We start from the raw sequence: 19,938 nt of genomic DNA on the forward strand, positions 1-19,938 counted from the left end.
TTCGGCCGGGCAAGCCGCGTCCCTGCCGAGGAACACGGCTTTGACGGGCAGTTCATTGGTGTGCGGGCCACGGGTCGGCACCGCCGCGGATGGTTCAGGGCGAATTGCCCTTGGGCGCCGACTGACTGATCAGTCCGGCTTCGCCATCGATCGGTCCACCGTAGTCATTGATGGCGTGGTAGGTAACCTTTGCAGCAGATGCCATTGGTACCTCCCCCTGCAATGCAAATGCCCTGGTTTCTCCAGGGGCGACCATGCCACCGTCGGTAAAGCGCGCCGTTCGGCCGCCTCCGGTCACATCAACCGAAGCGAAGGACACGAAGTAGGGCGTCGGGTTGTGCATCTGGATGGCATCGCGACCGGCGTCCTTGACCAGACTCCAGCGAATCTGCGCCGGAGCGTCGGCGGCACCGGCGGCCTTTAGCGACGACGGTCGGAAGAAGAGCTTGATACGGGTACGGAACGCCATCTGCAGCACATTGGCTTCCAGCGCATCCGCGCCGGGCTTGGGCGGCACTTCCAGCAGGTTGAACCAGAAGACCGACTCCTTGTCCTGCGGCAGCGCCTCCCCCGTGTAGATGATCCGCACGGCCTGGCCCTTGCCAGGATCGATTCGCGCGACCGGCGGAGTAACGGTGAAAGGAACATCAATGGTCGATGGCGCGGCATCGGGATCACCGCGGTCGAGCCAGATCTGCGTCAGGGCCGGCGTCTTCCCGTCATTGGTCAGCTTGACCGTCACCTCCCGCTCCTGCGCCGGATACACGACGCGCGTTCCGGCGATCACCACCGAGGCATCCGCATTTGACGCGCACATACCGCCGACTGCGAGCAGACAGGTTGCCGTGAGTGCCTTGAAGTCCTTCTTCATCGGTTCATTCGCATCCGCAAGTGGACGGAGGAGAACCCTCCTCCGTCGGCCCGAGCCACAACTCAGTTGTAGGCCATTGAGTAGGTGACACTGGACGTCACCGCGCCCACTGCGAGCGGCGTCGAGTTGATGTTGTGGTACCGGGCGATGTAGTTGAGCGTGACCGCGCCGGTGGCGATGGTGCCGGGTGCGGAGTTCTGCGCCACGTCGGCAGCACCGACCGCGATCACAGTGCGGTCCTGGTTGAGCAGCTGGATGCGCAGGCCTGCCGAGGAGCCGGCACCACTGGTGAGCAGCTCGCCGCTTGCCACGTCCACGTTGGGACCCGACTCGAAGCGCGTGTGAACCGTGCCGCTGGTCGGCGTGCAGGACGTCAAAGCGATCTGGAACGCCGTTTCGCCGGACGTGGAACCCACGGTCCTCAGGTTCGACTGCGAAGCGGCAGGCAGCGTGACACTGACGTTACGGTTGCCGTCTGCGGCGGTGCCGTTGATCGAGCAGGTCTGGGTGGTGAGTTCACCGGTGAAGTTGATCGTGCCGTCGGAAGCGAACGCCGACTGGGACGCCAGCGCGATGGCGCCGACTGTCATTGCCTTGAAGAGGGTGGTTTTCATGTCTCAGTAGATCCAAAGAAGTGGTGCTGACAGGTTGGCGTTCGTCGCGACGTTGCCGGTTGCCGCCTGTTGGCATGGCTGCGGCAGCGCAGGGACGTTCGCATCCTGGCGATCGGTCAGTTGTAGACCAGCGAGTAGGTGACGCTAGACGCGATGACGCCCGTGCCGAGGGCCGGCGAGGCGGCCGCGCGCTTGTAGCGGGCGAAGTAGTTCAGGGTCACTGCGCCACCGGCAGGAATGGTCTTTGCCGTCGAGTTCTGGGATACGTCCGGCGCGCCGATGTTGATGATGCCGCGGGTCTCGTTGAGCAGCTGCACGTGCAGGCTGGTGGTACCGCCGACACCGCTGGTCAGCAGTTCGCCGGTCGTGGCGTCGACATTGGCGCCGGACTCGAAGCGCGTGGCCACCGTTCCCGACGCCGGGGTGCACCCGGTCAGGGCGATGGAGAACGGGGTCTCGCCGGCGACGGAGTTGAGCACTGCCAGGCTCGACTGCGGCGTTCTCGGCAGGGTCACGGAGATGTTTCGGTTGCCGTCGGCAGCGGTGCCGTTGATCGAACAGGTCTGGCTGGTGATCGAGCCGGTGAAGTTGATCGTGCCGTCCGAGGCAAACGCCGACTGCGAGGCCAACGCAATCGCAGAGAGCGCGAAGGTGCTTAGAATCTTGTTTTTCATACGGGTCCAGATTTGGATGGGGTCAGGGTTGACGAGGTGTCTGCAGGCGGTTTGCAACCACAGGCTTGGGCATGTCAGTGACCCCCGCCTGCTGCAGAACGGCGCAAGGTTAGGCACGCGACAGGACGCGGAGTATGAGAATCGTCTTGTTTTCCCGGCGAGACGCTGATGGCCGCGGGAGCGGTTGGCGACAGGCGTGTATATGCCGAAGATGCATTTGCCGAACCGGCAAATTGGATCGCTTTGCGCGATCTGCGCCGGGGTGCTGGCCTGGCTGCGCCGTTGCGGCGGGCGACTGTCAGGCGCGGATCCCTGCCAGGCGTCTAGCGGGTGACGGCACCGGCGACGCAGTGCGCCGCCACCGTCGTTCGATCAGGTGAGCAGGCCGTGCTCGCGGGCGTAGGCGTAGACCTCGAGATCGTTCTTGAGGCCGAGCTTGGACATGCCGTCCATTTTTTGCCGACTTACGGTCTTGATGCTGCGGTCGAGCTGCTCGGCAATCTGCGACACCGTCAGCCCGGAGACGAACAGACCGAGCACCTCGGCTTCACGCGGCGACAACGGCAGTCTGGTGGAATCATGACCCTCCATCTGCTCCAGTTGGTGACCGCCGCTGGCACTGACGTAGTCGCGGCCATGGGATACGGCCTGGATCGCCAGCGGCAGCTCCGACAGCGCGTCGGACTTGTTGAGCAGGCCGCGCACGCCGGTGGAGAGGATCGAACTGAGCACGCCGGGGTTGTTCATCATCGTCAGGACGATGATCGGCAGCTTCGGCCACTTGCCGCGAAGGTGCTCAAGCATCGCAAGGCCATCGGCGAGCTGGCCGCCGGGCATGCTGAAATCCGTTAGCAGCACGTCGCATTCGTGGCTTGCCAGCGCCGCGACAAGTTCATCGGTACTGCCGGCCTCGGCAACAACGTGCAGGTTGTTGCGCTCCAGCAGGGCGCGAACGCCGCTGCGGACTATTGGATGGTCGTCGGCCAGAATTATGCGTAGCGTCATGGCTTCGTTGTGGCCTGTTCAGGGTGGGATGATCGCTCGCACGGTGCACATCCGCAACTCGCAACCACAATTAGGACGATTCTGATGGAGGCACGGAATCAAGCTTATTAGCGTGGTTCCTTCAGGGGCTCAATTCAATGCGATCGGTCATGCCAACCCGACTTGCACGCCCGCTCCTGTTGGCGGCGATGTTGTTCGCCGTCTTCGCCTCGCTGTTGATCGTGACACGCACCGCCTCCGCGGAGGAAGGTGGCGTTGCGACGCTTGACGCCGAAGAAGCGCAATGGCGCAGGGAACACCCGGTGGTGCGGGTGGGAGTGTTCGCCGGTGACCACCTGCCTGCCGAAACCTGGGTGGCCGGTCACCCGGAAGGGCTGGGGCCCGATTACGCCAGGCTGCTTGCGGCCAAGGTCGGCCTGCGACTGTCGTTCGATCCATTCACCGACTGGGAGGCTATCTCCTGGCCGGCCGCTTCACAGCCACCTCGTTACGACCTGTTGCTGGCACAGCCGGACACGCCAGCCCGACGCAGCCACCTGTCGTTCCTTCGTCCTTACCTGAAGGGCTACGTCATGCTGGTGGCGCGTCGCGGCGACACCCGCATCCGCGGCGAAGCCGACCTGGCGCGTGCGCGGATCGTGGTGGAGCGACGCTATCTCGAGACGGCCGGTCTGGTGGTGAAGCGTTTTCCGCAGTCAATCGTCCTCTACGCGCAGGACGGCCGCGAGGCATTGCGCATGGTTGCCGATGGTGAGGCCGATGCCTATGTCGGCAACACCGAGTACCGCACGCGTACGCTGTTGCACCAGCGCTCGGTGGACGACCTGGTACTGCTCGGCGCGATGGACCTGCCGGCACTGCGGCTCAGCCTTGCCGTGCCCACCCGCGAAACGATGCTCCTGCGCCTGTTGCGCAAGGCCGAGGCCACGGTCAAGCCGGAAGAACTGAAGAGTCTCCAGGCGCGCTGGGGCGTGGACATGCTGCCTTCGACGACCGAACCGGCCGCGGTACTGACCGGTCGCGAGCGTCGCGTTCTCGAAGGACTGCCGGTTCTGCGGCTTGGCTACGAGACCAATCGGCCGCTGTACTCGTTCGTCAACGTCGATGGCGAGTTCGATGGAATGGCGGCCAACTATGTCAAGGCAGTGCAGAAAGGGCTTGGACTTCGTCTCGAGCTGGTGCCTGCGAAGGACTGGACCGACCTGCAGCGGATGGTCCATGCCGGCGAGATCGACATGGTCGCAGCCGCCATGGCCGACGACTTCCGCGGTGACGACCTGGTGTTCAGCAGGCCCTACGAGCGCTTCCCGGAAGTGCTCGTCGCGCGCGTGCACGGGCCCACCGTGGCAGGCCCGGAAGACCTGCGCGGACGGCGCGTGGCCGCGCGTGGCGAAGCAGGTCTGATGGCACGGCTGAAGATCGTGCTCGACCAGAGCACGCTGGTGCCGGTGGGTAGCAACGAGGAGGGGCTGGCCATGGTCGCTGACGGCCAGGCCGATGCGTTCGTGGGTACGTTTCCCGCGATCGATGCGCTGATACGCGACCGTTACGCGGCGCGCCTGCAGATGGTCGGGCCGACCGGACTCGATCACGAACTGTCGTTCGGTGTCCGCCGTTCGCACGCGGACATGCTGCCACTGGTCAACAACGCGCTGGCGGGGATCAGTGACCAGGAGAAGCAGGCAATCCGCACGCGCTGGTTGAGCAACGAGTACAGCTTCGGCGTTCCATGGGGTTGGGTGTTCGGCATCATCCTGGCCGGCTGCATCATCGTGGGCCTGATGTCGGTCGCGCACCTGAGCATGCGCCGCCAGGTGCGTGCGCGCACGGCTGCAGAGCGCAAGCTTGCGGATCAGCTGCAGTTCCAGGAACGGCTGCTCAACAACATCCACTATCCGGTATTCGTCAAGGACACGCAGGGACGTTACCTGGCGGTCAATCTCGCCTATACGTTGCGATACGGCGTCGAGGAGAGCGACCTTGTCGGGCGCACGCTGCTGGAAACCCGGCACCTGCCGCAGATCGAGATCGAGGCGATCCACGATTTCGAGATGTCGGTGTTCACGACCGGCAAGCAGTTGAGCAAGGAGCTTCGCACCGAGGCACCCGACGGCAGCGAGCGCCATGAACTGTTGTGGGTCCAGATGTTCGAGCTCGGCAACGGCGAGCCGGCGGGGTTGCTCGGCACGGCGGTGGACATCACCGAGATCCGCGTTGCCGAGGCGCGGGCACGGGCGTCGGAGCTGCGCCTGGCGCAGATCGCGCGGACCCTGCCCTCGGCGGTGTTCGAGTTGCGGGTGTGGCCCGACGGCAGGCGAGAGTTCACCTATGCCGATGGCGACACCCTTTCCACGATCGGCATCACTCCCGACGAGATGATGGCCGATGAGGCACTGGCCTTCTCGCACGTTTACGTGGACGACCGCCAGCTCGTGGCCGACAACGTCGCTGCCGCCGCTGCCGCGATGCAGCCAATGCCGCAGTTCGACGTGCGCCTTCACTCGGTGCAGGGCCTGCGCTGGGTACGCACCGCCGGCGGTCCGCCACGGCACGGCCCGGACGGATCGGTGGACTGGAGCGGCTACTGGATCGATGTCACCGACAGCCATGAACAGGCCCAGGCGCTGGCCCGCGCCAATGCCGAAGCCGAGGCTGCGGTGGCGGCCAAGGCAGCGTTCCTGGCGATGATGAGCCACGAGATCCGCACGCCGATGGCGGGCGTGCTCGGGCTGGTCGAACTGCTGGCGCAGACCCGGACCGATCGCGAGCAGGCCCAGATGCTGGCAATGGCGCAGGACTCGGCGCGCACGCTGCTGCAGTTGCTCGACGACATCCTCGATTTCTCCCGGATCGATTCAGGCCGCCTCGAGCTGGAAAACGCGCCGTTCGACCTGCGCTCGCTTTGCGACGGCGTGATCGGCCTGTTCACCGCGAAGGCGCACGAGAAAGGCCTGCGTCTTTATTGCATGATCGACTGGCGACTCGCGGCGGAGTTTGCAGGCGACGCGGTGCGCGTGCGCCAGATCATCACCAACCTGCTCAGCAACGCGGTCAAGTTCACCCACCGCGGCCATGTCGAGCTGCGCATCGAACTCCTCGAGGAGTGTGTTGAAGAGGGCGCGAACCTGCAGAAGCTTTCCGTCACCGTCACCGATACCGGCATCGGCATTTCCGGCGAACAGTTCCTGCGGTTGTTCCGGCCATTCACCCAGGCCGAGTCGTCCACGACCCGCCGCTTTGGCGGCTCCGGCCTTGGCCTGATCATCTGCCAGCGCCTTGCCAACCTGATGGGCGGGACGGTGCAGCTGAAGAGCACACCGGACGTGGGCACGCGCGCAGTCCTCGAGCTGAAACTGCCGGTGGTGGCGAAGTTGCGGCCCTTGCCGGAGTTCGCTGGCAAGCCCGCGGTGCTGTGTGCGCAGGACCCGATGTTCGCGCTGGAACTGTCCAATGCACTGTCATCGATGGGGTTCAGCGTTGTCGAGATCGAGGTGTCGGACCTGCCGACGCTGGACTGCGATCGCGCCGAACTTTTCCTGATCGATCGCCGTCTGGCGGAATCGGGGCAGCGGCCGCCACGCGGGCGGTGCCTGTTGCTGGAAGAAGTCGCGAGCAACCGGCTTCCGGCCGTGGCTGGTCGTGCGGCCGACAGGATCGTGCACGGCAATCCACTGCTCTGGCGTTCGCTGCGCGACGCCTGCCGCGCAGTGTTCGAGCGCGCATCTCCAGACGAACCCACCCTGGGCTCGCCACGGCTGTCGCTGCAGGCCGCGCGCATCCTGGTCGCCGAGGACCATCCGGTCAACCGGGCCGTGATCGCGCGGCAGTTGGCCCACCTTGGTTTCGAGTGCGTGGTGGCGGTCGATGGCGAGCAGGCATTGGCTGCGCTCGTCGGTGGCGGCTTCGATCTGCTGATCACCGACTGCGACATGCCGAAGATGGATGGCTACGCGCTGGCCCGGCGGATCCGCGCCGACGAAGCCGGCCAGGCGCGCCGGCTGCCGATCATCGCTCTGTCGGCCAGCGCACTGCCCGCGGACGTTCAGCGGTGCAACGACGCCGGCATGGACGGTTTCCTGGCCAAGCCGATGACGCTGCAGGAGCTCGAAACGATGCTGGCCCGGCACCTGTCCGCCGATCCGGAACCCGTGCCGGCCATGGCGGAGCCGTTGCCCGTTGATCCGATGACCTTCCTGACCGATTCGCTGGGCAGCGCGGAGGAAGCGCGGCGCCTGCTGCACGAACTGCTCTCTACCTGCCGCGAGGACATGCGCGCGTTCGATCTTGCGCTCGCATCCGGCGACACACGCACGCAGCACAAGCTGCTGCACCGGATGAGGGGCGCGTTGGCGCTGTTGCGCGATGCGCCTCCTGCAAATACCGACCACGACATGGTCATTCCCCTCGTGCGTCAGCGCGATGAGTTGCTGCTGCGACTCGACCGGCTCGACAGGTTGTTGCACGACCCGGACGTCGTTCCGGTCGCCGCGAACGAAGCCCGGCACCAGGCTTGAACCCGACAGGAAGACCGCGTCGATGCCACGCGACCGCTGCTTTGCGCGGTTAGTTCCTGCACGCCTGAGTTTAGTATTCAGGTTAAATTTCGGTTACGTCTGGATACTGTCGCCACCGGTGCCGGAAACGTTTCCCCCGAATGACTCTGATGTCGAGAGTGCGGCGCCGGATCCAAAACCATAACGAGGCTGAGACCTTATGAAGCGTTCCCTGCTTGCCGCCCTGACCCTGCTCGCTGCCGCCCCGCTCGCCGCTTCGGCTGCCGAAGGCGTGTCGTACACCTACGTCGAGGCTGGCTACGCCGCCACGTCGGCAGACAACAGCTCCCTCGACTCCGATGGCTGGGCCATCAACGGTTCGGCCGCCATCGCGCCGAATTTCCACATCTTCGGCGGCTACAGCGGCCAGAAGACCGACGACTTCAACACCGTGCTCGGCCGCGTTGACGGCATCGACGTCGACCAGTGGAACGTCGGCATCGGCTACAACCACGAGCTCAACTCGCAGGTCGACCTGCTGACCCGCGTCGGTTACCAGAAGGCTGAAACCGATGGTTACTCGGTCGGCGGCCTGAATTTCGGCGGCAACGATGCCGACGGCTGGAACGTTGAAGCCGGTGTGCGCGCTGCGCTCACGCCGAACATCGAAGGCTACGCGCTGGCCGGTTACGAGGACTACGAACGCGTTGACGGCGAGTTCTACGGCCGTCTCGGCGCCCAGGTGAAGTTCAACCAGACCTGGGGCGTCAACGGTGAAGTCAAGTTCGTCGACGGCTACACCTCGTACTTCGTCGGTCCGCGCATCAGCTTCTAAGTGGCACCCGTGTAGGTTGCACCCGTGTTCCTCCTGCCCAGCGGGAGGAACACGGCGAAGTGTGTTTCATCGCGATTGCTCTCTCTCCCCCACATCGCGACCTGGAAGCCCGGCTACCCAGCCGGGCTTCTTTTTTTGCGCGCGTCGCGGTGCCGCGCGCAACTGCGACCGGCATTGCAGTTCGGGCCGCAGGGCAAAGACAGATTGTTACGAATTCGTGAAGTTCCGCGATAATGCCGCGACCCCGCATGCAGCGGGCCGGATTCCATCAGAAGGACACCATGAAGAATCAACTGATCCTGGCGCTTGCGCTCGCCGCCGCACCGTTCGCGGCCAGTGCCGACGGCCACAGCTACACCTACATCGAAGGCGGCTACGCGCAGCTGAACCAGGAACTGCCGCAGATCGAAGGCTTCCGCATCGATGACGTCGAGGCCGGTGGGTTCTTCGTCGGCGGTTCGGCCGCACTGGGCGACTCGTTCCATGTGTTCGGCAGCTACCGCATGGGCGACGACGACGTCGGCGTGTCGGCGCCGATCATCGGCGACCTCGGCGACGCCGGCATCGACATGAGCCAGGCGATTGTCGGCCTGGGCTATCACCACAGTCTGTCGCAGCGCACCGACCTGATCACCGAGCTGAGCTACCTCAGCACCGAGATCGACGTCGAGGACGACGGCGAAGGCAGCCAGGAAGGCGACGATTTCCGCGTCGCGGTGGGCGTGCGCCATCTGATCGCCAACAACGTCGACATCTGGGCCAAGGGCAACTACACCGATGGCGACGTCTACGACAGCGCCTTCAGCGCCACGCTCGGCCTGCAGTACCACCTGACGCCGGTCTGGGGCATCGTCGGTGAAGCCGAGCTGGGCGATGAGTTCTCGCAGGTCACGGCGGGCATGCGCGCAAGCTTCTAAGCCAGGCGCCGCAGAAGAAAAAACCCGGCTCAGGCCGGGTTTTTTTGTGCCTCCGCGACGCGGCGCAATCAGCCGAACAGGTCGCGCGGGTACTCGGGCTTCTGTTCGCGCGAGAGCAGCAGGCGCAGGCCTTCGGCCGGCGTGATCTCGCCATGCAGCACTGCCTGCACGGCGCTGGAGATCGGCAATTCCACGCCATGGCGCTCGGCCTGGCGCATGACTTCGTCGGCAGTCTGCACCGACTCGACCACCTGGCCGATCTCGCGCACGGCATCGGCAATCGATTGGCCACGGCCGAGGGCCAGGCCCAGACGGCGATTGCGCGACAGGTCGCCGGTGCAGGTGAGCACCAGGTCGCCCAGGCCCGCCAGACCCATCAGGGTCTCGGCCTTGCCGCCGATGGCGTGGTTGAGGCGCAGCATTTCGTTGAGGCCGCGCGTGATCAGGCCGGCGCGCGCGTTGAGGCCGAGCTGCATGCCATCGGCGACTCCGGTTGCCACGGCCAGCACGTTCTTCATTGCGCCGCCGAGCTCGGCACCGAGCATGTCGTTGCCGGTGTAGGCACGGAAGGCCGGGCCATGCAGTGCATCGGCGACCTCCTGGGCAAAGTCGGCGTGGCTGCCGTGCACGGTCAGTGCAGTCGGCAATCCCTGCGCGACTTCCTTGGCGAACGACGGGCCAGTCACCACTGCCAGGGGCACGTCGGCACCGAGCACATCCTCGGCGACTTCGTGCAGGAAGCGGCCGCTGCCGGGTTCGAAGCCCTTGGTCGCCCAGGCCACGCCGGCGTGGGCCGGTCGGTGCGGTGCGAGCTTGCGCAGCGTTTCGGCGAACGCGTGCGACGGCACCACCACCAGCACCAGGTCGGCTCCCTTCAGGGAGGCAGCCAGGTCGGTGGTTGCGCGCAGCGATTCGGGCAGGGCGATGCCCGGCAGGTAGCGCGGGTTTCCGTGGGTGCCGTCGATGGCCGCGACGCCGTCGGCGTCACGGCCCCACAGCACGGTCGGATGACCGTGCCGTGCGATCAGGGCCGCCAGGGCGGTGCCCCAGGAGCCCGCTCCCAGAACCGCGACGGTGGGCAGTGCGTTCGCCTCCATGCCGCGGTCGCGATCAGGCGTTGCCGGCGGTCTCGGCGTCGGCCAGGCCGGCCTCACCACCCTGCTGGGCGGCGCGCTGGCGCAGGCCTTCGGCGTACAGCGCTTCGAAGTTGATCGGCTGCAGGTAGAACGGCGGGAAACCACCGGTCTGGATCAGCTCGCTGATCAGCTGGCGCGCGTACGGGTACAGCACGTTCGGGCAATGGGTGCCGAGCATGCCGTCGAGGGTCTGGGCGTCGAATCCGGCCAGGCCGAACACGCCGGCCTGCTTCACTTCGGCCACGTACATGGTCTTGTCGCCGGCGTTGCAGGTCAGGGTGATGCCGAGCACGACTTCAAACGCGTTCTCGTTGAGGCGCTGCACGCTCTGGTTGAGGTTCATCTGCAGCTGCGGCTGGGCCTGCTCGTTGAACACGGCCGGTGCACCGGGGACCTCGAAGGAGACGTCCTTGGCGTAGATCTTCTCGACGGTGAATGCCGGGCCGTTGGCTTCGGCAGACGCTGCGCCGCCGTTGACGTTTTCTTCGGACATCTCGTAACTCCAGACAATTAATGCGGAAAGTGGTCGATTATGGCACGCACCCTCGGTGCGGCCGGCTGTTCAGATTGCGCGAGGTGAAGTGTCTGCGGCAAGCCGTCATCGCCTTCCCCATTCAATCCCCAAGGGTTGTGTTTGGGGCGCCGGGACGGCTATCAAGCCCGCCCGTGAAACTTCTTTCGCGGCGCCAGCCGGCTAGCTCAGGCGCGACCCTTCACCAGCGGCAGGTCGGCCTGTTGCCATGCCGCAATGCCACCGTCGAGCCAGAAAACCTTGGTAAAACCGGCCTTCTTCAGGCGCTTGGCGGCATCGGCCGAGCCCTGGCCGGTACGGCACACCACCACGACCGGCAAATCCTTGGCGTTGGCCAGCAGCTTGTTCTCCGGATCGAACTGGCTGGGCTGCACCGACTTGCTGCCGGCGATGTGGCCCTTCTCGAAGTCGTTGCTCGCCGACAGGTCGATGACCAGTGCGTTGTCGCGGTTGATCAGGCCGGTCAGCTCGGCCGGACGCAGCGCCTTGTAGCCGCGGAACAGGCGCGCGATCTCGGTGTAGATGATCGCGATCGTCAGGCCGACCAGCGCCAGCGACAGGTAGGGGTGGCGCTCGGCGAAGGCCAGCAGTTCTTGGAAGGTCACGGCATCACGGCAGCTGAAACGGGGGCGGGATTGTCTCCCAGTGCCGGCGGCGGCGCAAAATTCGCGGCGTGGCGGCCTGCCTGCGGGCTCTGGCAGGCTGCAGGCCAGGCGTTGGCCCGCGGTCCGGCGTCGTCCGGTTTCCCGCCGACGACGGTTACTGCCCTTCCCAGAGGTCCGGCAGGCCGCCGGTGGCCCACCAGTTCTTGGCTTCATCGTCCCAGCGCCATTGTTCGCGGTAGCGCACGGTGCGCTCGGCCTGGGTGTGGCGGTTGACCACGGCGATCTCGACTTCGCGCACGGCAACCCCGGCCTTCAGGTCGACGCTGCTGCCGCGGTCGCGGTAGGCGGTGATCTGGACCTGCTCGTAACGGGCCAGCTCGATCTCGCTGACCGGGTGCTCGGCAAGGTACGTCGGGTCGACCAGGGTCAGGGCAGCGTCGAAATCGCCCCAGCGGATCGCACCGGCCCAAGCGTACTGGTTGCGCTCGAGCGTATCGGACTTGCGACTGGCCGCGGCGCTGCCGGCGACCGTCAGCAGGCCCAGGAGCAGGGCCAGGTTCATCAGTTGGGTCAGACGGCGCATTAAGACAGTTCCCCCGGGTGCCGACGCCATCCTAAGGGCAAACCGCGGCATTTCGCCGCGGCCCCGATCACGCCCGCGGGGGTTGCTTCAGGATCGCGACATAGCGGGCGGTGAACTCGGTGGCGATGGCGCCGTCCGGCAACATCGCCCGCGCCACCAGGCCGGTGCGGGCACGCCCGCGCTCGCGCAGGGTGGCGATGAAGCCGGGCCAGTTCGAATCCGCGGCCAGTTCGGCCTGCACGTCCAGATCGGCGAACAGGGGCGCCAGGTAGCGGATCTGGCTGTCGGCGACGAAAACCTCGGCTTCCAGGCCGGCCGCCTCGATGTGCAGCGAGACCACGCCCCAGGACGCCAGCGTCATCATCGAGGCCAGGCTGCCGCCGAAGGCGCAGCCCTTGTCATTGACGTGTCGCGACAACGGCGCATGCAGACAGAGGCGTTGACCGTCGTAGGCCGCAACTCGCACGTCCATCGCCGCGACCGGCGGCATCGACTGGTAGTGGTGTTGCAGACGCTCCAGGGCAGCGGCGTGGTCGTAATCCTGTTCGGGGGAGAGGGTGTTCGGGTTCATCCGGCGTGCGTGGAAGCGATGGGGGACGCGGGCGGGACGGCTATGCTGGTGCCATGCCAACCCCTGCGCCGCCCGGATGGTACGTGATCTCGCTGCGTCCGCGTGGCGAGCATGCGGCCTTGCGTCGCGCCGCCGCGCGCGTGGGTGCCGGATTCGTCGCACTTTCGCCGTGGCAACTGCGCCTGCGCGACGACGAGGCCACCCGCGAGGCATTGCGCATCGCCACGCAGGCAACGCGCGTCGTGGTCACAAGCCCGACGGCGGTGCGTGCGGCGCGGTCGCTGCAGGCGCTGCATGCCCGGCCGGGGCAGCAATGGTTCGCGGTTGGCGCCGGCACCGCGGCGGCATTGCGCCGTGCGGGAGTGGCCGATGTCGCGGCGCCGACGAGGATGGACAGCGAGGGGCTGCTGGCGTTGCCGGGATTGCAGGACCTCGCCGGGAGCGCACTGGGATTCATCAGCGCACCGGGCGGCCGCGGCGTGCTCGTGCCGGCGTTGCAGGCCCGCGGGGCGCGGGTGCTGCGGGCCGATGTCTACGATCGTGTCGCGATCACGCCGTCAACGCGTGCGGTGAACCAACTGCTTGCACTGGCCGCGCCCAGCGTGGTCGCGCTGTCGAGCGGGGACGCCATTGAGACCATTCTCAATGCATTGCCTGCGCCGGCGCGCGAACGGCTGCTGCAATCGTCTGTCGTTGCCGCCAGCGAACGACTGGCAGGGCTGGCCCGGCAACAGGGCTTCGCCGACGTGGCCGTCGCCCGCAGCGCACGTCCGCAGGACCTGCTGGCCGCGGCGCCAATCAACGGGCAGGGCCGGCAAACGCGACAAAGGCGCGCCTGAACGACCGTCCGTGACGCGCATCGCATCCGGTAGCATGACGGCGTCCCTTCCGACCTGACCCTTGCCGTGTCCACCACGCCTGAATCCACCCCTGCGCCCGTCCCTGCCTCTTCGGCTCCGCGTCGATCGCGCGGCTGGCTGTGGCTGGTACTGCTGGCGGTGGTCGCCGGCGCCGGTGGTTACGGCTGGATGCAGTGGCAGGCCAAGCTCGAACGCGATCGTGAGCAGGCCAGCGATGCCGGGCAACGCCTGGACGCGCTCGATGGCCGCATCGATTCGATCCGCCGCGACCAGCGCGCACAGGTCCAGCGCCTGCAGCAGGCCGACGCGACCAACCGCGTGCTGCGCGACGAACTGCTCGGTATCGGCCAGCGCGCGGCACTGCTCGAGGACACCGTTTCCAAGCTGGCCGATCCCGACCGTCACGGCGAGCAGGCGTTGCGACTGGACGAGACCGAGCTGCTGCTCAGCCTCGGCCAGCAACGCCTGCTGATTGCCGGCGACCTCGACGGCGCGCGACGCGCGTACGCGCTGGCCGGTCACGTGCTCGACGGCGTCGACGACCCTGCCTACCTGAGCCTGCGCCAGACACTGCAGCAGGAGCGCGCCGGCCTGGAAGCACTGGGCATCGAACCGCGCGTGCAGGCCATGGCCGACCTTGATGCGCTGGCGCAGACGGCGATGATCGCGCCGGTCGAATCCACCACGCAGGCGCAGCCCGAGGCGCCGTGGTGGCGTCGCGCGTTCGCCACCCTGATCGATGTGCACCCCAGTGACCGCATGGTCGCGGTGCAGGCTTCCGACCGGGTTGCCGCGATGGCGGGACTGCAACTGGAAATCTCGCTCGCGCGCGCCTGCGCCGAGCGTCGCGACCAGGCCGGCTTCCGCGCCGCACTGCAGCGCGCCGAGGGCTGGCTGACGCGACTGTGGCCGGACTCGCCGTCGTTGCAGAAGCAACGCGCGCGCATGCAGGCGCTGGCGCAGCAACCCCTTTCACTGACGCTTCCGACACTCGGCAGCACACTGCAGCAACTGCGCCAGATGCGCGCGGACTGACGGACGCCCAGGAGCCACGCGCCCATGAACATCTTCCGCAACCTGCTGTTCTGGATCGTGCTGGCGCTGGCCGGCGCGCTGGTTGCACAGGTACTGCTGCAGGATCCGGGCTACGTGCTGGTGCGTTACGGCGGCAACGACTACATCACCAACGTACCCAAGGGCGTGGCGTTGCTGTTGCTGGTGTCGGCCGGACTGTGGCTGCTGTGGAAACTGCTCAGCCTGCCGTTCGCGGCGATGCGACGGCACCGCAAGCGCCAGGCGCGCGCGCAGCTGATCGACGGCCTGTCCGCGCTCGATCAGGGCCAGTGGACCCGTGCCGAGAAACTGCTCGACCAGGCCTCCGCGCAGGCCGACGTGCGCGCGCTCGCGCATGCCGGTGCCGCGCGGGCCGCGGCAGCGCGCGGCGACGACACGTCCGCGCAACGCCACCTGGCCGCACTCGACGCTGGACACGCCACCACCCGCGCCCTGGCCGGTGCCGAACTTGCACTGGAGCGCGGCCGTCCCGCCGATGCACTGGCGGCACTCGATGCGGCAACGGCGACGCCGCTTCCGCCGCGTGGCCTGGCCTTGCGCGCACAGGCGCTGGTAGCCCTTGGTCGCAGCGGCGAGGCCTACGGGCTGCTCGGTGCGTTGCGCCAGCAGCAGGTCTGGCCGGCCGATCGGCTGTCAGCGCTGGAGGCGCAATGGGGCGCGGCCTCGCTGCGCGAAGCCGGCGATGCCAACGTCCTGGCCGATCGCTGGGAAGCACTGCCCAAGCCGCTGCGCAGCGATCCGGCTGCCGTTGCCGCCTACGCCGAACGCGCCGCGGCGCTGCGCTGGGACGAAGCTGCGGCCAGGAGCATCGAGCAGGCCCTCGATGCGCGCTGGGACGAGTCACTGGCTGGCCTGTATGGGCGGCTGGCCATCGGTCGCCTCGATGCCCGCCGCGGCAATGCCGAGCGCTGGCTGGAGGCGCATCCGGCAAGCCCGGCGCTGCTGTTGACGCTCGCTCGCCTGGCACGCGCGCAGGGCCAGTGGCCACAGGCGGAGACCTATCTGCATCGCGCGCTGGCGCAGGGCGCCAACAGCGAAGCATGGGAAGAGCTCGGGCACGGCTTCAGCCAGGCCGGCGACGAGAAGCTTGCGCGCCTTTGCTATGCCAACGCATTGAACGCCGCGCGCGGTGCGGCGACCCAGGAACTTCCCGGGCGCGACCTGCGCCAGAAGATCTTCGACCAGGCCGTGGTCGAGGAGCGCAACGAACACGGCGTGCCGCGATTGCGCGGTTGAGCCGTAGCCCGGATAAGGCCAAAGGCCGCATCCGGGACGCACCAGCCCCCGGGTGCGCTTCGCTTACCCGGGCTACGGGGATGTGAGCCGGCAGCCCCGGATGCGCCTCAACGCTCGAGGATGGCGACCACGCCCATGCCGCCGGCGGTGCAGATCGACACCAGGCAACGGCCGCCACCGCGCTGCTTGAGCTCCTTGGCCGCGGTGGCCACGATGCGCGCGCCGGTCGCGGCAAACGGATGGCCGGCGGCCAGCGAAGAACCGTTCGGGTTGATCTTCGCTACGTCGATGCGACCCATCGGCGCGTCCAGGCCGAGGCGGTTGCGGCAGTACTCCTCGCTCTCCCACGCGCGCAGCGTGCACAGCACCTGCGCGGCAAAGGCTTCGTGGATCTCGTAGAAGTCGAAGTCCTGCAGGGTCAGGCCGTTGCGCTTGAGCATCTCCGGCACGGCCACGGTCGGCGCCATCAGCAGGCCCTCGCCATGGACGAAGTCGACCGCGCCCACATGCGCGTCGCGCAGGTAGCACAGCACTTCATGGCCGTGCGAGCGCGCCCATTCCTCGGAGGCCAGCAGGCACGCGGAGGCGCCATCGGTCAGCGGGGTGGAGTTGGCAGCGGTCAGGGTGCCGCGGCCGGAGGTCTTGTCGAAGGCCGGCTTGAGCGAGGCCAGCTTCTCCAGGGTGCTGTCGGGACGCAGGATGTTGTCGCGCGAGACGCCGCGGAAACTCACCACCAGGTCGTCGAAGAAACCGCGCTCGTAGGCGGCGGCAAGCTTCTGGTGCGACGACAGCGCCCATTCGTCCTGCGAATCGCGCGAGATGTTCCACTGCTTGGCCATGTCCTCGCAGTGGTCGCCCATCGACTTGCCGGTGCGCGGCTCGGCCACGCCCGGAAACTCGGGCTTGAGTTCGCGGAAATGGAAACCCTTGAACGCGGCCAGCTTGTCGCGCGGCGTCTTGGCGCGGGCAGCCTCGAGCAGGCGACGGCGCAGCTTCTGGCCGTAGACGATCGGCACGTCGGAGGTGGTGTCCGAGCCGCCGCCGATGCCGACCTCGATCTGGCCGGCGGCGATCTTGTTGCCGATGTGCACGATCGAGTCGAGCGAGGTGCCGCAGGCGCGCTGCAGGGTGATGCCCGGGGTCAGCGGCGACAGGCCGGACGACAGCGCCGCCTCGCGGCCGAGGTTCCAGTCGCTGGAGTGCTTGATCACCGCTCCCATCGCCACTTCGCCCAGCTGCTGGCCATGCAGGCCGTACTTCTCGACCAGCGCGCCCAGGGTGCGTACCGACATGCCCAGGTTGCCAACGTCCGCATAGGCCGTGTTCTGGCGGCAGAACGGGATACGGACGCCACCGAGCACGGCAACGGGACGGGCAGGACGCATCGTTAACACCTCACGCAGAATGGCTGAAGGGGGATGAACACCCGGGCCTTAACGGCGCCACGGGCATAATGTCCGCAGTGTAGCGCCGCCTTCGCGTGCGACCAAACGCCACCGTATCCATGAGTCTTCCCGGCCCCGCCCCCGCTGTCCCCACCACTACCCTGCACGTGCTCGGCGCGCTGGCGCTCGAGTTGCGCGGCGATGCCCCGGTGTCGCGCCAGGCCCTGGCGCAGGTCGAGGTCGGTGCCCTCGCCGAGCTGGTCGCGCATGACCTGGCGGGCTTCGCGCCCGAGGCGGCCGCGCTGGAGCTGGTGACCGTCGGCGCCCATTACGACCCGGTCGAGTTGCTGCGGCCGGGCTGGCCCCTGCACCAGGAACTCGACCAGCTGGCCGCGCGGGCACCGCGTTCGGCGGCGCAGGCCGGCGGCCGGATCATTGCCTTCGGCGCGCACGACGCGCAGCTGCCTGGTGCGCTGACGCCGTCGCCGGATTTCGCCGGCGGCCCGCTGCGGCTTGTGCCGTTCGTGCTCGGCGGCGATCCCGACATCGCCACCCGGGTCGGCGACGCCTTCGAGCGCGAACTGCTCGAGCGCGGCATGGCCGGCGCGGCGACCGCGCTGGCGGCACAGGAGGCCTTCGGCCTGCAGGTCGAACATGCGCGCTACCTCACCGTGCACGACCTCACCGCGATGATGGCGATGCAGTACGACCACGCCGGCCTGGGGCCGCTGTGGCCGCTGCTGGAAACCGCCCTGCTGGAGCCCGAAGGCGAGCACTGGCTGGATGCGCCACCGGAGCCGCTGGTGCACTACGCCAACGGCGAGGCACGCATCGCGTTGTTCGAACCGCGTGCGTGGAAGGCGCGCTATGCCACCGAGGCCCCCTGCGAGACGCCCGAGTGCCGCGACAAGCTTGAACGGCTGCACCAGCATTTCCAGTCGCGCCAGCGCCAGATCGCCGCGGTGCTGGGCGCGCACGGCGTACCGGTCAACTTCGTGCATTGCGCGGGCGAACAGGCGCGCGAAGCGCTGGATTGAGCGTTGCGCCGGCGCAGATGCATCCGCGCAGCTGTCGACCCTAGGGCAACGTGAACTTGCGCGTGGAGCGCAGCGGCCACAGTGAGGTGAAACGCGCGCCGCCGACGAGGCGGTATGCGCTGGAAACGCCCTGCACCAGTCCCATGCGCTGCAGAACCTCCCTGGCGCGGCGGAACGACTGTCGCGGGTCGGCGGTCACCATGAAGAGGTTGATCTCGTTCTTGCTGACGTCATAGCCGTCAAGCTCGGCAGAGTCGCCCAAGGCCTGCTTCAACTCGCCCTCGATGGTTGCAAGGAAGGTTTCGTCGGCCAGGGACTTGCGCCAGAACTTGATGACGAGCTGGTAATCCATCTCCTGATTGTAGGGACAATCACCGGGGGTGGCGATGACTGCCTTCCGAACTCGTCAGGTCGGGAACTCCGCTTCGTAGATCGCGTAGCCGGCATCGACCATGCCCAGCGACTGGTAGGTGCGATGGGCCTGGGCATTGTCGCGTTCGACGTACAGACGCAGGCCAACCACGCCGGGGGTGGCACGCGCCAGCGACTCGACGTGGCGGTACAGCGCGGCGAACACGCCCTGTCGCCGATGCACGGGGGCGACGTACACGCTCTGGATCCACCACCAGTCACCGTTGCGCCAGTCGCTCCATTCGCGCGTGAGCATCAGCGTGCCGGCCGCGCTGGAGATGGTTTCGCGGCCGGCGACGGTGGCCTCGCGGACGGCGACGAAATAGCGCGCCTTGGCAGGATCGTCGATCGCCGCTTCGACGCCGGCGAGCACGGTCGCCGGATCCAGCTGCTTGTGCTCGGTTTCCAGCGCCATCGCCAGCGCCCACTGCGCGAGCAGGTCGCGGTCGTGGGCATTGGCAGCGCGTATGCGCAGCGGCGCCTGCGCCGGGTGGTCGGACACGGTGGCGTTACTGGGTGACGGTGATGACGCCGCAGGCGACGCGGCCGCCTGCGTTGCCGGTGGGCTGCGTCTTGTAGTCGTCGGCGCTGGCGTGGACGATCACCGCCTTGCCGGCGACATCGTTGGCCGCGCCACCGCCGAGGGTGACGCCACTGGCGTGCACGTCGACCCTGGCCACGCCTTCGCCGTCGGCAACGATGTTGTTCATGTCGCCGCCGTGGTGCGCGCTGCTGTCGACCTTGCCGTGCGGCGAACCGGCCGGATTGAAATGGCCGCCAGCGCTGCTGGCATCGGCGGCGCTGCAGTCGCCCTTCTCGTGGATGTGGATGGCGTGCGTGCTGTTGGGCGCGAACCCGCCGACCTCACCGGTGAGGTGCACGCCATCGCCCATCGGCACCACGCTGAGCTTGCCGCTGACCAGGCTGGCCGACGCCGATGCGAGGTTGACCGTGGCGGCCCTGGCGGTCGACACCGCGGTCGGCGCGGCGGGCGCCTTCGTCTTCGGCGTGGAACTGCAGGCGGTCACGGCCACCACGACGGCGGCGGCGAGCAGGGTGTTCAACGTGGTGTTCATCGACTTCTCCATGTTGTTTGGAC

At 67.4% G+C, this 19,938-nt stretch carries 20 protein-coding genes; 7 read left to right on the forward strand and 13 right to left on the reverse strand.

Going from position 1 to position 19,938, the window contains the following annotated elements:
* Nucleotides 1–94: 94 nt before the first annotated feature.
* The 4 genes from MNR01_RS10180 to MNR01_RS10195 all read right to left on the reverse strand — a co-directional run bounded on the left by MNR01_RS10180 (nt 95) and on the right by MNR01_RS10195 (nt 3,164).
* Entirely contained in the window at nt 95–871 is a 777-nt protein-coding gene (locus tag MNR01_RS10180) for a fimbrial chaperone (RefSeq protein WP_241917699.1), read from the reverse strand.
* A gap of 62 nt (nt 872–933) precedes the next feature.
* Nucleotides 934–1,485: a fimbrial protein gene (locus MNR01_RS10185; protein WP_241917700.1), complete on the reverse strand. Its 552-nt coding sequence runs from the start codon at nt 1,483–1,485 to the stop codon at nt 934–936.
* A 116-nt stretch (nt 1,486–1,601) separates the two neighbouring features.
* Nucleotides 1,602–2,159, reverse strand: coding sequence for a fimbrial protein (locus MNR01_RS10190; protein WP_241917701.1), 558 nt, complete (start codon nt 2,157–2,159; stop codon nt 1,602–1,604).
* 372 nt (nt 2,160–2,531) lie between these two features.
* Nucleotides 2,532–3,164, reverse strand: coding sequence for a response regulator transcription factor (locus tag MNR01_RS10195; protein ID WP_241917702.1), 633 nt, complete (start codon nt 3,162–3,164; stop codon nt 2,532–2,534).
* A 149-nt stretch (nt 3,165–3,313) separates the two neighbouring features.
* On the opposite strand from MNR01_RS10195, the gene MNR01_RS10200 reads away from it, so the two are divergent.
* The 3 genes from MNR01_RS10200 (at nt 3,314) to MNR01_RS10210 (ending at nt 9,409) form a co-directional block, all read left to right on the forward strand.
* Nucleotides 3,314–7,678 carry a transporter substrate-binding domain-containing protein gene (locus MNR01_RS10200; protein ID WP_241917703.1) on the forward strand — a complete coding sequence of 1,455 codons (4,365 nt, stop codon included), beginning with the start codon at nt 3,314–3,316 and terminating at the stop codon, nt 7,676–7,678.
* A gap of 199 nt (nt 7,679–7,877) precedes the next feature.
* Nucleotides 7,878–8,492 carry a diffusible signal factor-reguated Ax21 faimly protein gene (locus tag MNR01_RS10205; protein WP_241917704.1) on the forward strand — a complete coding sequence of 205 codons (615 nt, stop codon included), beginning with the start codon at nt 7,878–7,880 and terminating at the stop codon, nt 8,490–8,492.
* 281 nt (nt 8,493–8,773) lie between these two features.
* Nucleotides 8,774–9,409: an outer membrane beta-barrel protein gene (locus tag MNR01_RS10210; protein WP_241917705.1), complete on the forward strand. Its 636-nt coding sequence runs from the start codon at nt 8,774–8,776 to the stop codon at nt 9,407–9,409.
* 68 nt (nt 9,410–9,477) lie between these two features.
* Here MNR01_RS10210 and MNR01_RS10215 read toward each other — a convergent pair whose 3' ends face one another.
* From MNR01_RS10215 to MNR01_RS10235, 5 genes are all read right to left on the reverse strand, one after another.
* Nucleotides 9,478–10,506, reverse strand: a complete 1,029-nt coding sequence (locus MNR01_RS10215; RefSeq protein ID WP_241917706.1) for an NAD(P)H-dependent glycerol-3-phosphate dehydrogenase — start codon at nt 10,504–10,506, stop codon at nt 9,478–9,480.
* Nucleotides 10,507–10,519: 13 nt separating this feature from the next.
* Nucleotides 10,520–11,038 (reverse strand): protein-export chaperone SecB, encoded by a 519-nt coding sequence (secB, locus tag MNR01_RS10220; RefSeq protein WP_158732118.1) that lies wholly within the window; start codon nt 11,036–11,038, stop codon nt 10,520–10,522.
* A 206-nt stretch (nt 11,039–11,244) separates the two neighbouring features.
* Nucleotides 11,245–11,682, reverse strand: coding sequence for a rhodanese-like domain-containing protein (locus tag MNR01_RS10225; RefSeq protein WP_241917707.1), 438 nt, complete (start codon nt 11,680–11,682; stop codon nt 11,245–11,247).
* Nucleotides 11,683–11,836: 154 nt separating this feature from the next.
* On the reverse strand, nt 11,837–12,265 hold the full coding sequence (locus MNR01_RS10230) for a hypothetical protein (RefSeq protein WP_241917708.1): 429 nt from the start codon (nt 12,263–12,265) through the stop codon (nt 11,837–11,839).
* Nucleotides 12,266–12,332: 67 nt separating this feature from the next.
* Complete coding sequence (locus MNR01_RS10235) at nt 12,333–12,836, reverse strand: YiiD C-terminal domain-containing protein (RefSeq protein WP_241917709.1); 504 nt, start codon at nt 12,834–12,836, stop codon at nt 12,333–12,335.
* Between the two features lie 83 nt (nt 12,837–12,919).
* Here MNR01_RS10235 and MNR01_RS10240 point away from each other — a divergent pair, with 83 nt between their 5' ends.
* From MNR01_RS10240 to MNR01_RS10250, 3 genes are all read left to right on the forward strand, one after another.
* On the forward strand, nt 12,920–13,675 hold the full coding sequence (locus MNR01_RS10240) for a uroporphyrinogen-III synthase (protein WP_241917710.1): 756 nt from the start codon (nt 12,920–12,922) through the stop codon (nt 13,673–13,675).
* A 66-nt stretch (nt 13,676–13,741) separates the two neighbouring features.
* A complete protein-coding gene (locus MNR01_RS10245; protein ID WP_241917711.1) occupies nt 13,742–14,731 on the forward strand; it encodes a uroporphyrinogen-III C-methyltransferase in 990 nt (329 codons plus the stop codon).
* 24 nt (nt 14,732–14,755) lie between these two features.
* Nucleotides 14,756–16,006, forward strand: coding sequence for a heme biosynthesis HemY N-terminal domain-containing protein (locus MNR01_RS10250; RefSeq protein WP_241917712.1), 1,251 nt, complete (start codon nt 14,756–14,758; stop codon nt 16,004–16,006).
* A gap of 107 nt (nt 16,007–16,113) precedes the next feature.
* Here the strand turns inward: MNR01_RS10250 and MNR01_RS10255 are convergent, their stop codons facing one another.
* A complete protein-coding gene (locus MNR01_RS10255) occupies nt 16,114–17,391 on the reverse strand; it encodes an acetyl-CoA C-acetyltransferase (protein ID WP_241917713.1) in 1,278 nt (425 codons plus the stop codon).
* 119 nt (nt 17,392–17,510) lie between these two features.
* On the opposite strand from MNR01_RS10255, the gene MNR01_RS10260 reads away from it, so the two are divergent.
* Complete coding sequence (locus MNR01_RS10260) at nt 17,511–18,428, forward strand: hypothetical protein (protein WP_241917714.1); 918 nt, start codon at nt 17,511–17,513, stop codon at nt 18,426–18,428.
* 40 nt (nt 18,429–18,468) lie between these two features.
* Here the strand turns inward: MNR01_RS10260 and MNR01_RS10265 are convergent, their stop codons facing one another.
* From MNR01_RS10265 to MNR01_RS10275, 3 genes are read right to left on the reverse strand one after another with little or no spacing between them, the layout of a single operon-like run.
* Nucleotides 18,469–18,780: a hypothetical protein gene (locus tag MNR01_RS10265; RefSeq protein ID WP_241917715.1), complete on the reverse strand. Its 312-nt coding sequence runs from the start codon at nt 18,778–18,780 to the stop codon at nt 18,469–18,471.
* A gap of 54 nt (nt 18,781–18,834) precedes the next feature.
* Nucleotides 18,835–19,341, reverse strand: a complete 507-nt coding sequence (locus tag MNR01_RS10270; protein WP_241917716.1) for a GNAT family N-acetyltransferase — start codon at nt 19,339–19,341, stop codon at nt 18,835–18,837.
* A gap of 7 nt (nt 19,342–19,348) precedes the next feature.
* A complete protein-coding gene (locus MNR01_RS10275; protein WP_241917717.1) occupies nt 19,349–19,915 on the reverse strand; it encodes a superoxide dismutase family protein in 567 nt (188 codons plus the stop codon).
* Nucleotides 19,916–19,938 lie beyond the last annotated feature (23 nt).

The organism is Lysobacter sp. S4-A87 (assembly GCF_022637455.1).
Taxonomy (GTDB): domain Bacteria; phylum Pseudomonadota; class Gammaproteobacteria; order Xanthomonadales; family Xanthomonadaceae; genus Lysobacter_J.

Excerpts from the sequence above, each read along its gene's own strand:
- MNR01_RS10180 (WP_241917699.1), bottom strand. The coding sequence starts at position 871 with ATGAAGAAGGACTTCAAGGCACTCACGGCAACCTGTCTGCTCGCAGTC.
- MNR01_RS10185 (WP_241917700.1), bottom strand. The coding sequence starts at position 1,485 with ATGAAAACCACCCTCTTCAAGGCAATGACAGTCGGCGCCATCGCGCTG.
- MNR01_RS10190 (WP_241917701.1), bottom strand. The coding sequence starts at position 2,159 with ATGAAAAACAAGATTCTAAGCACCTTCGCGCTCTCTGCGATTGCGTTG.
- MNR01_RS10195 (WP_241917702.1), bottom strand. The coding sequence starts at position 3,164 with ATGACGCTACGCATAATTCTGGCCGACGACCATCCAATAGTCCGCAGC.
- MNR01_RS10200 (WP_241917703.1), top strand. The coding sequence starts at position 3,314 with ATGCCAACCCGACTTGCACGCCCGCTCCTGTTGGCGGCGATGTTGTTC.
- MNR01_RS10205 (WP_241917704.1), top strand. The coding sequence starts at position 7,878 with ATGAAGCGTTCCCTGCTTGCCGCCCTGACCCTGCTCGCTGCCGCCCCG.
- MNR01_RS10210 (WP_241917705.1), top strand. The coding sequence starts at position 8,774 with ATGAAGAATCAACTGATCCTGGCGCTTGCGCTCGCCGCCGCACCGTTC.
- MNR01_RS10215 (WP_241917706.1), bottom strand. The coding sequence starts at position 10,506 with ATGGAGGCGAACGCACTGCCCACCGTCGCGGTTCTGGGAGCGGGCTCC.
- secB (WP_158732118.1), bottom strand. The coding sequence starts at position 11,038 with ATGTCCGAAGAAAACGTCAACGGCGGCGCAGCGTCTGCCGAAGCCAAC.
- MNR01_RS10230 (WP_241917708.1), bottom strand. The coding sequence starts at position 12,265 with ATGCGCCGTCTGACCCAACTGATGAACCTGGCCCTGCTCCTGGGCCTG.
- MNR01_RS10235 (WP_241917709.1), bottom strand. The coding sequence starts at position 12,836 with ATGAACCCGAACACCCTCTCCCCCGAACAGGATTACGACCACGCCGCT.
- MNR01_RS10250 (WP_241917712.1), top strand. The coding sequence starts at position 14,756 with ATGAACATCTTCCGCAACCTGCTGTTCTGGATCGTGCTGGCGCTGGCC.
- MNR01_RS10255 (WP_241917713.1), bottom strand. The coding sequence starts at position 17,391 with ATGCGTCCTGCCCGTCCCGTTGCCGTGCTCGGTGGCGTCCGTATCCCG.
- MNR01_RS10260 (WP_241917714.1), top strand. The coding sequence starts at position 17,511 with ATGAGTCTTCCCGGCCCCGCCCCCGCTGTCCCCACCACTACCCTGCAC.
- MNR01_RS10265 (WP_241917715.1), bottom strand. The coding sequence starts at position 18,780 with ATGGATTACCAGCTCGTCATCAAGTTCTGGCGCAAGTCCCTGGCCGAC.
- MNR01_RS10275 (WP_241917717.1), bottom strand. The coding sequence starts at position 19,915 with ATGAACACCACGTTGAACACCCTGCTCGCCGCCGCCGTCGTGGTGGCC.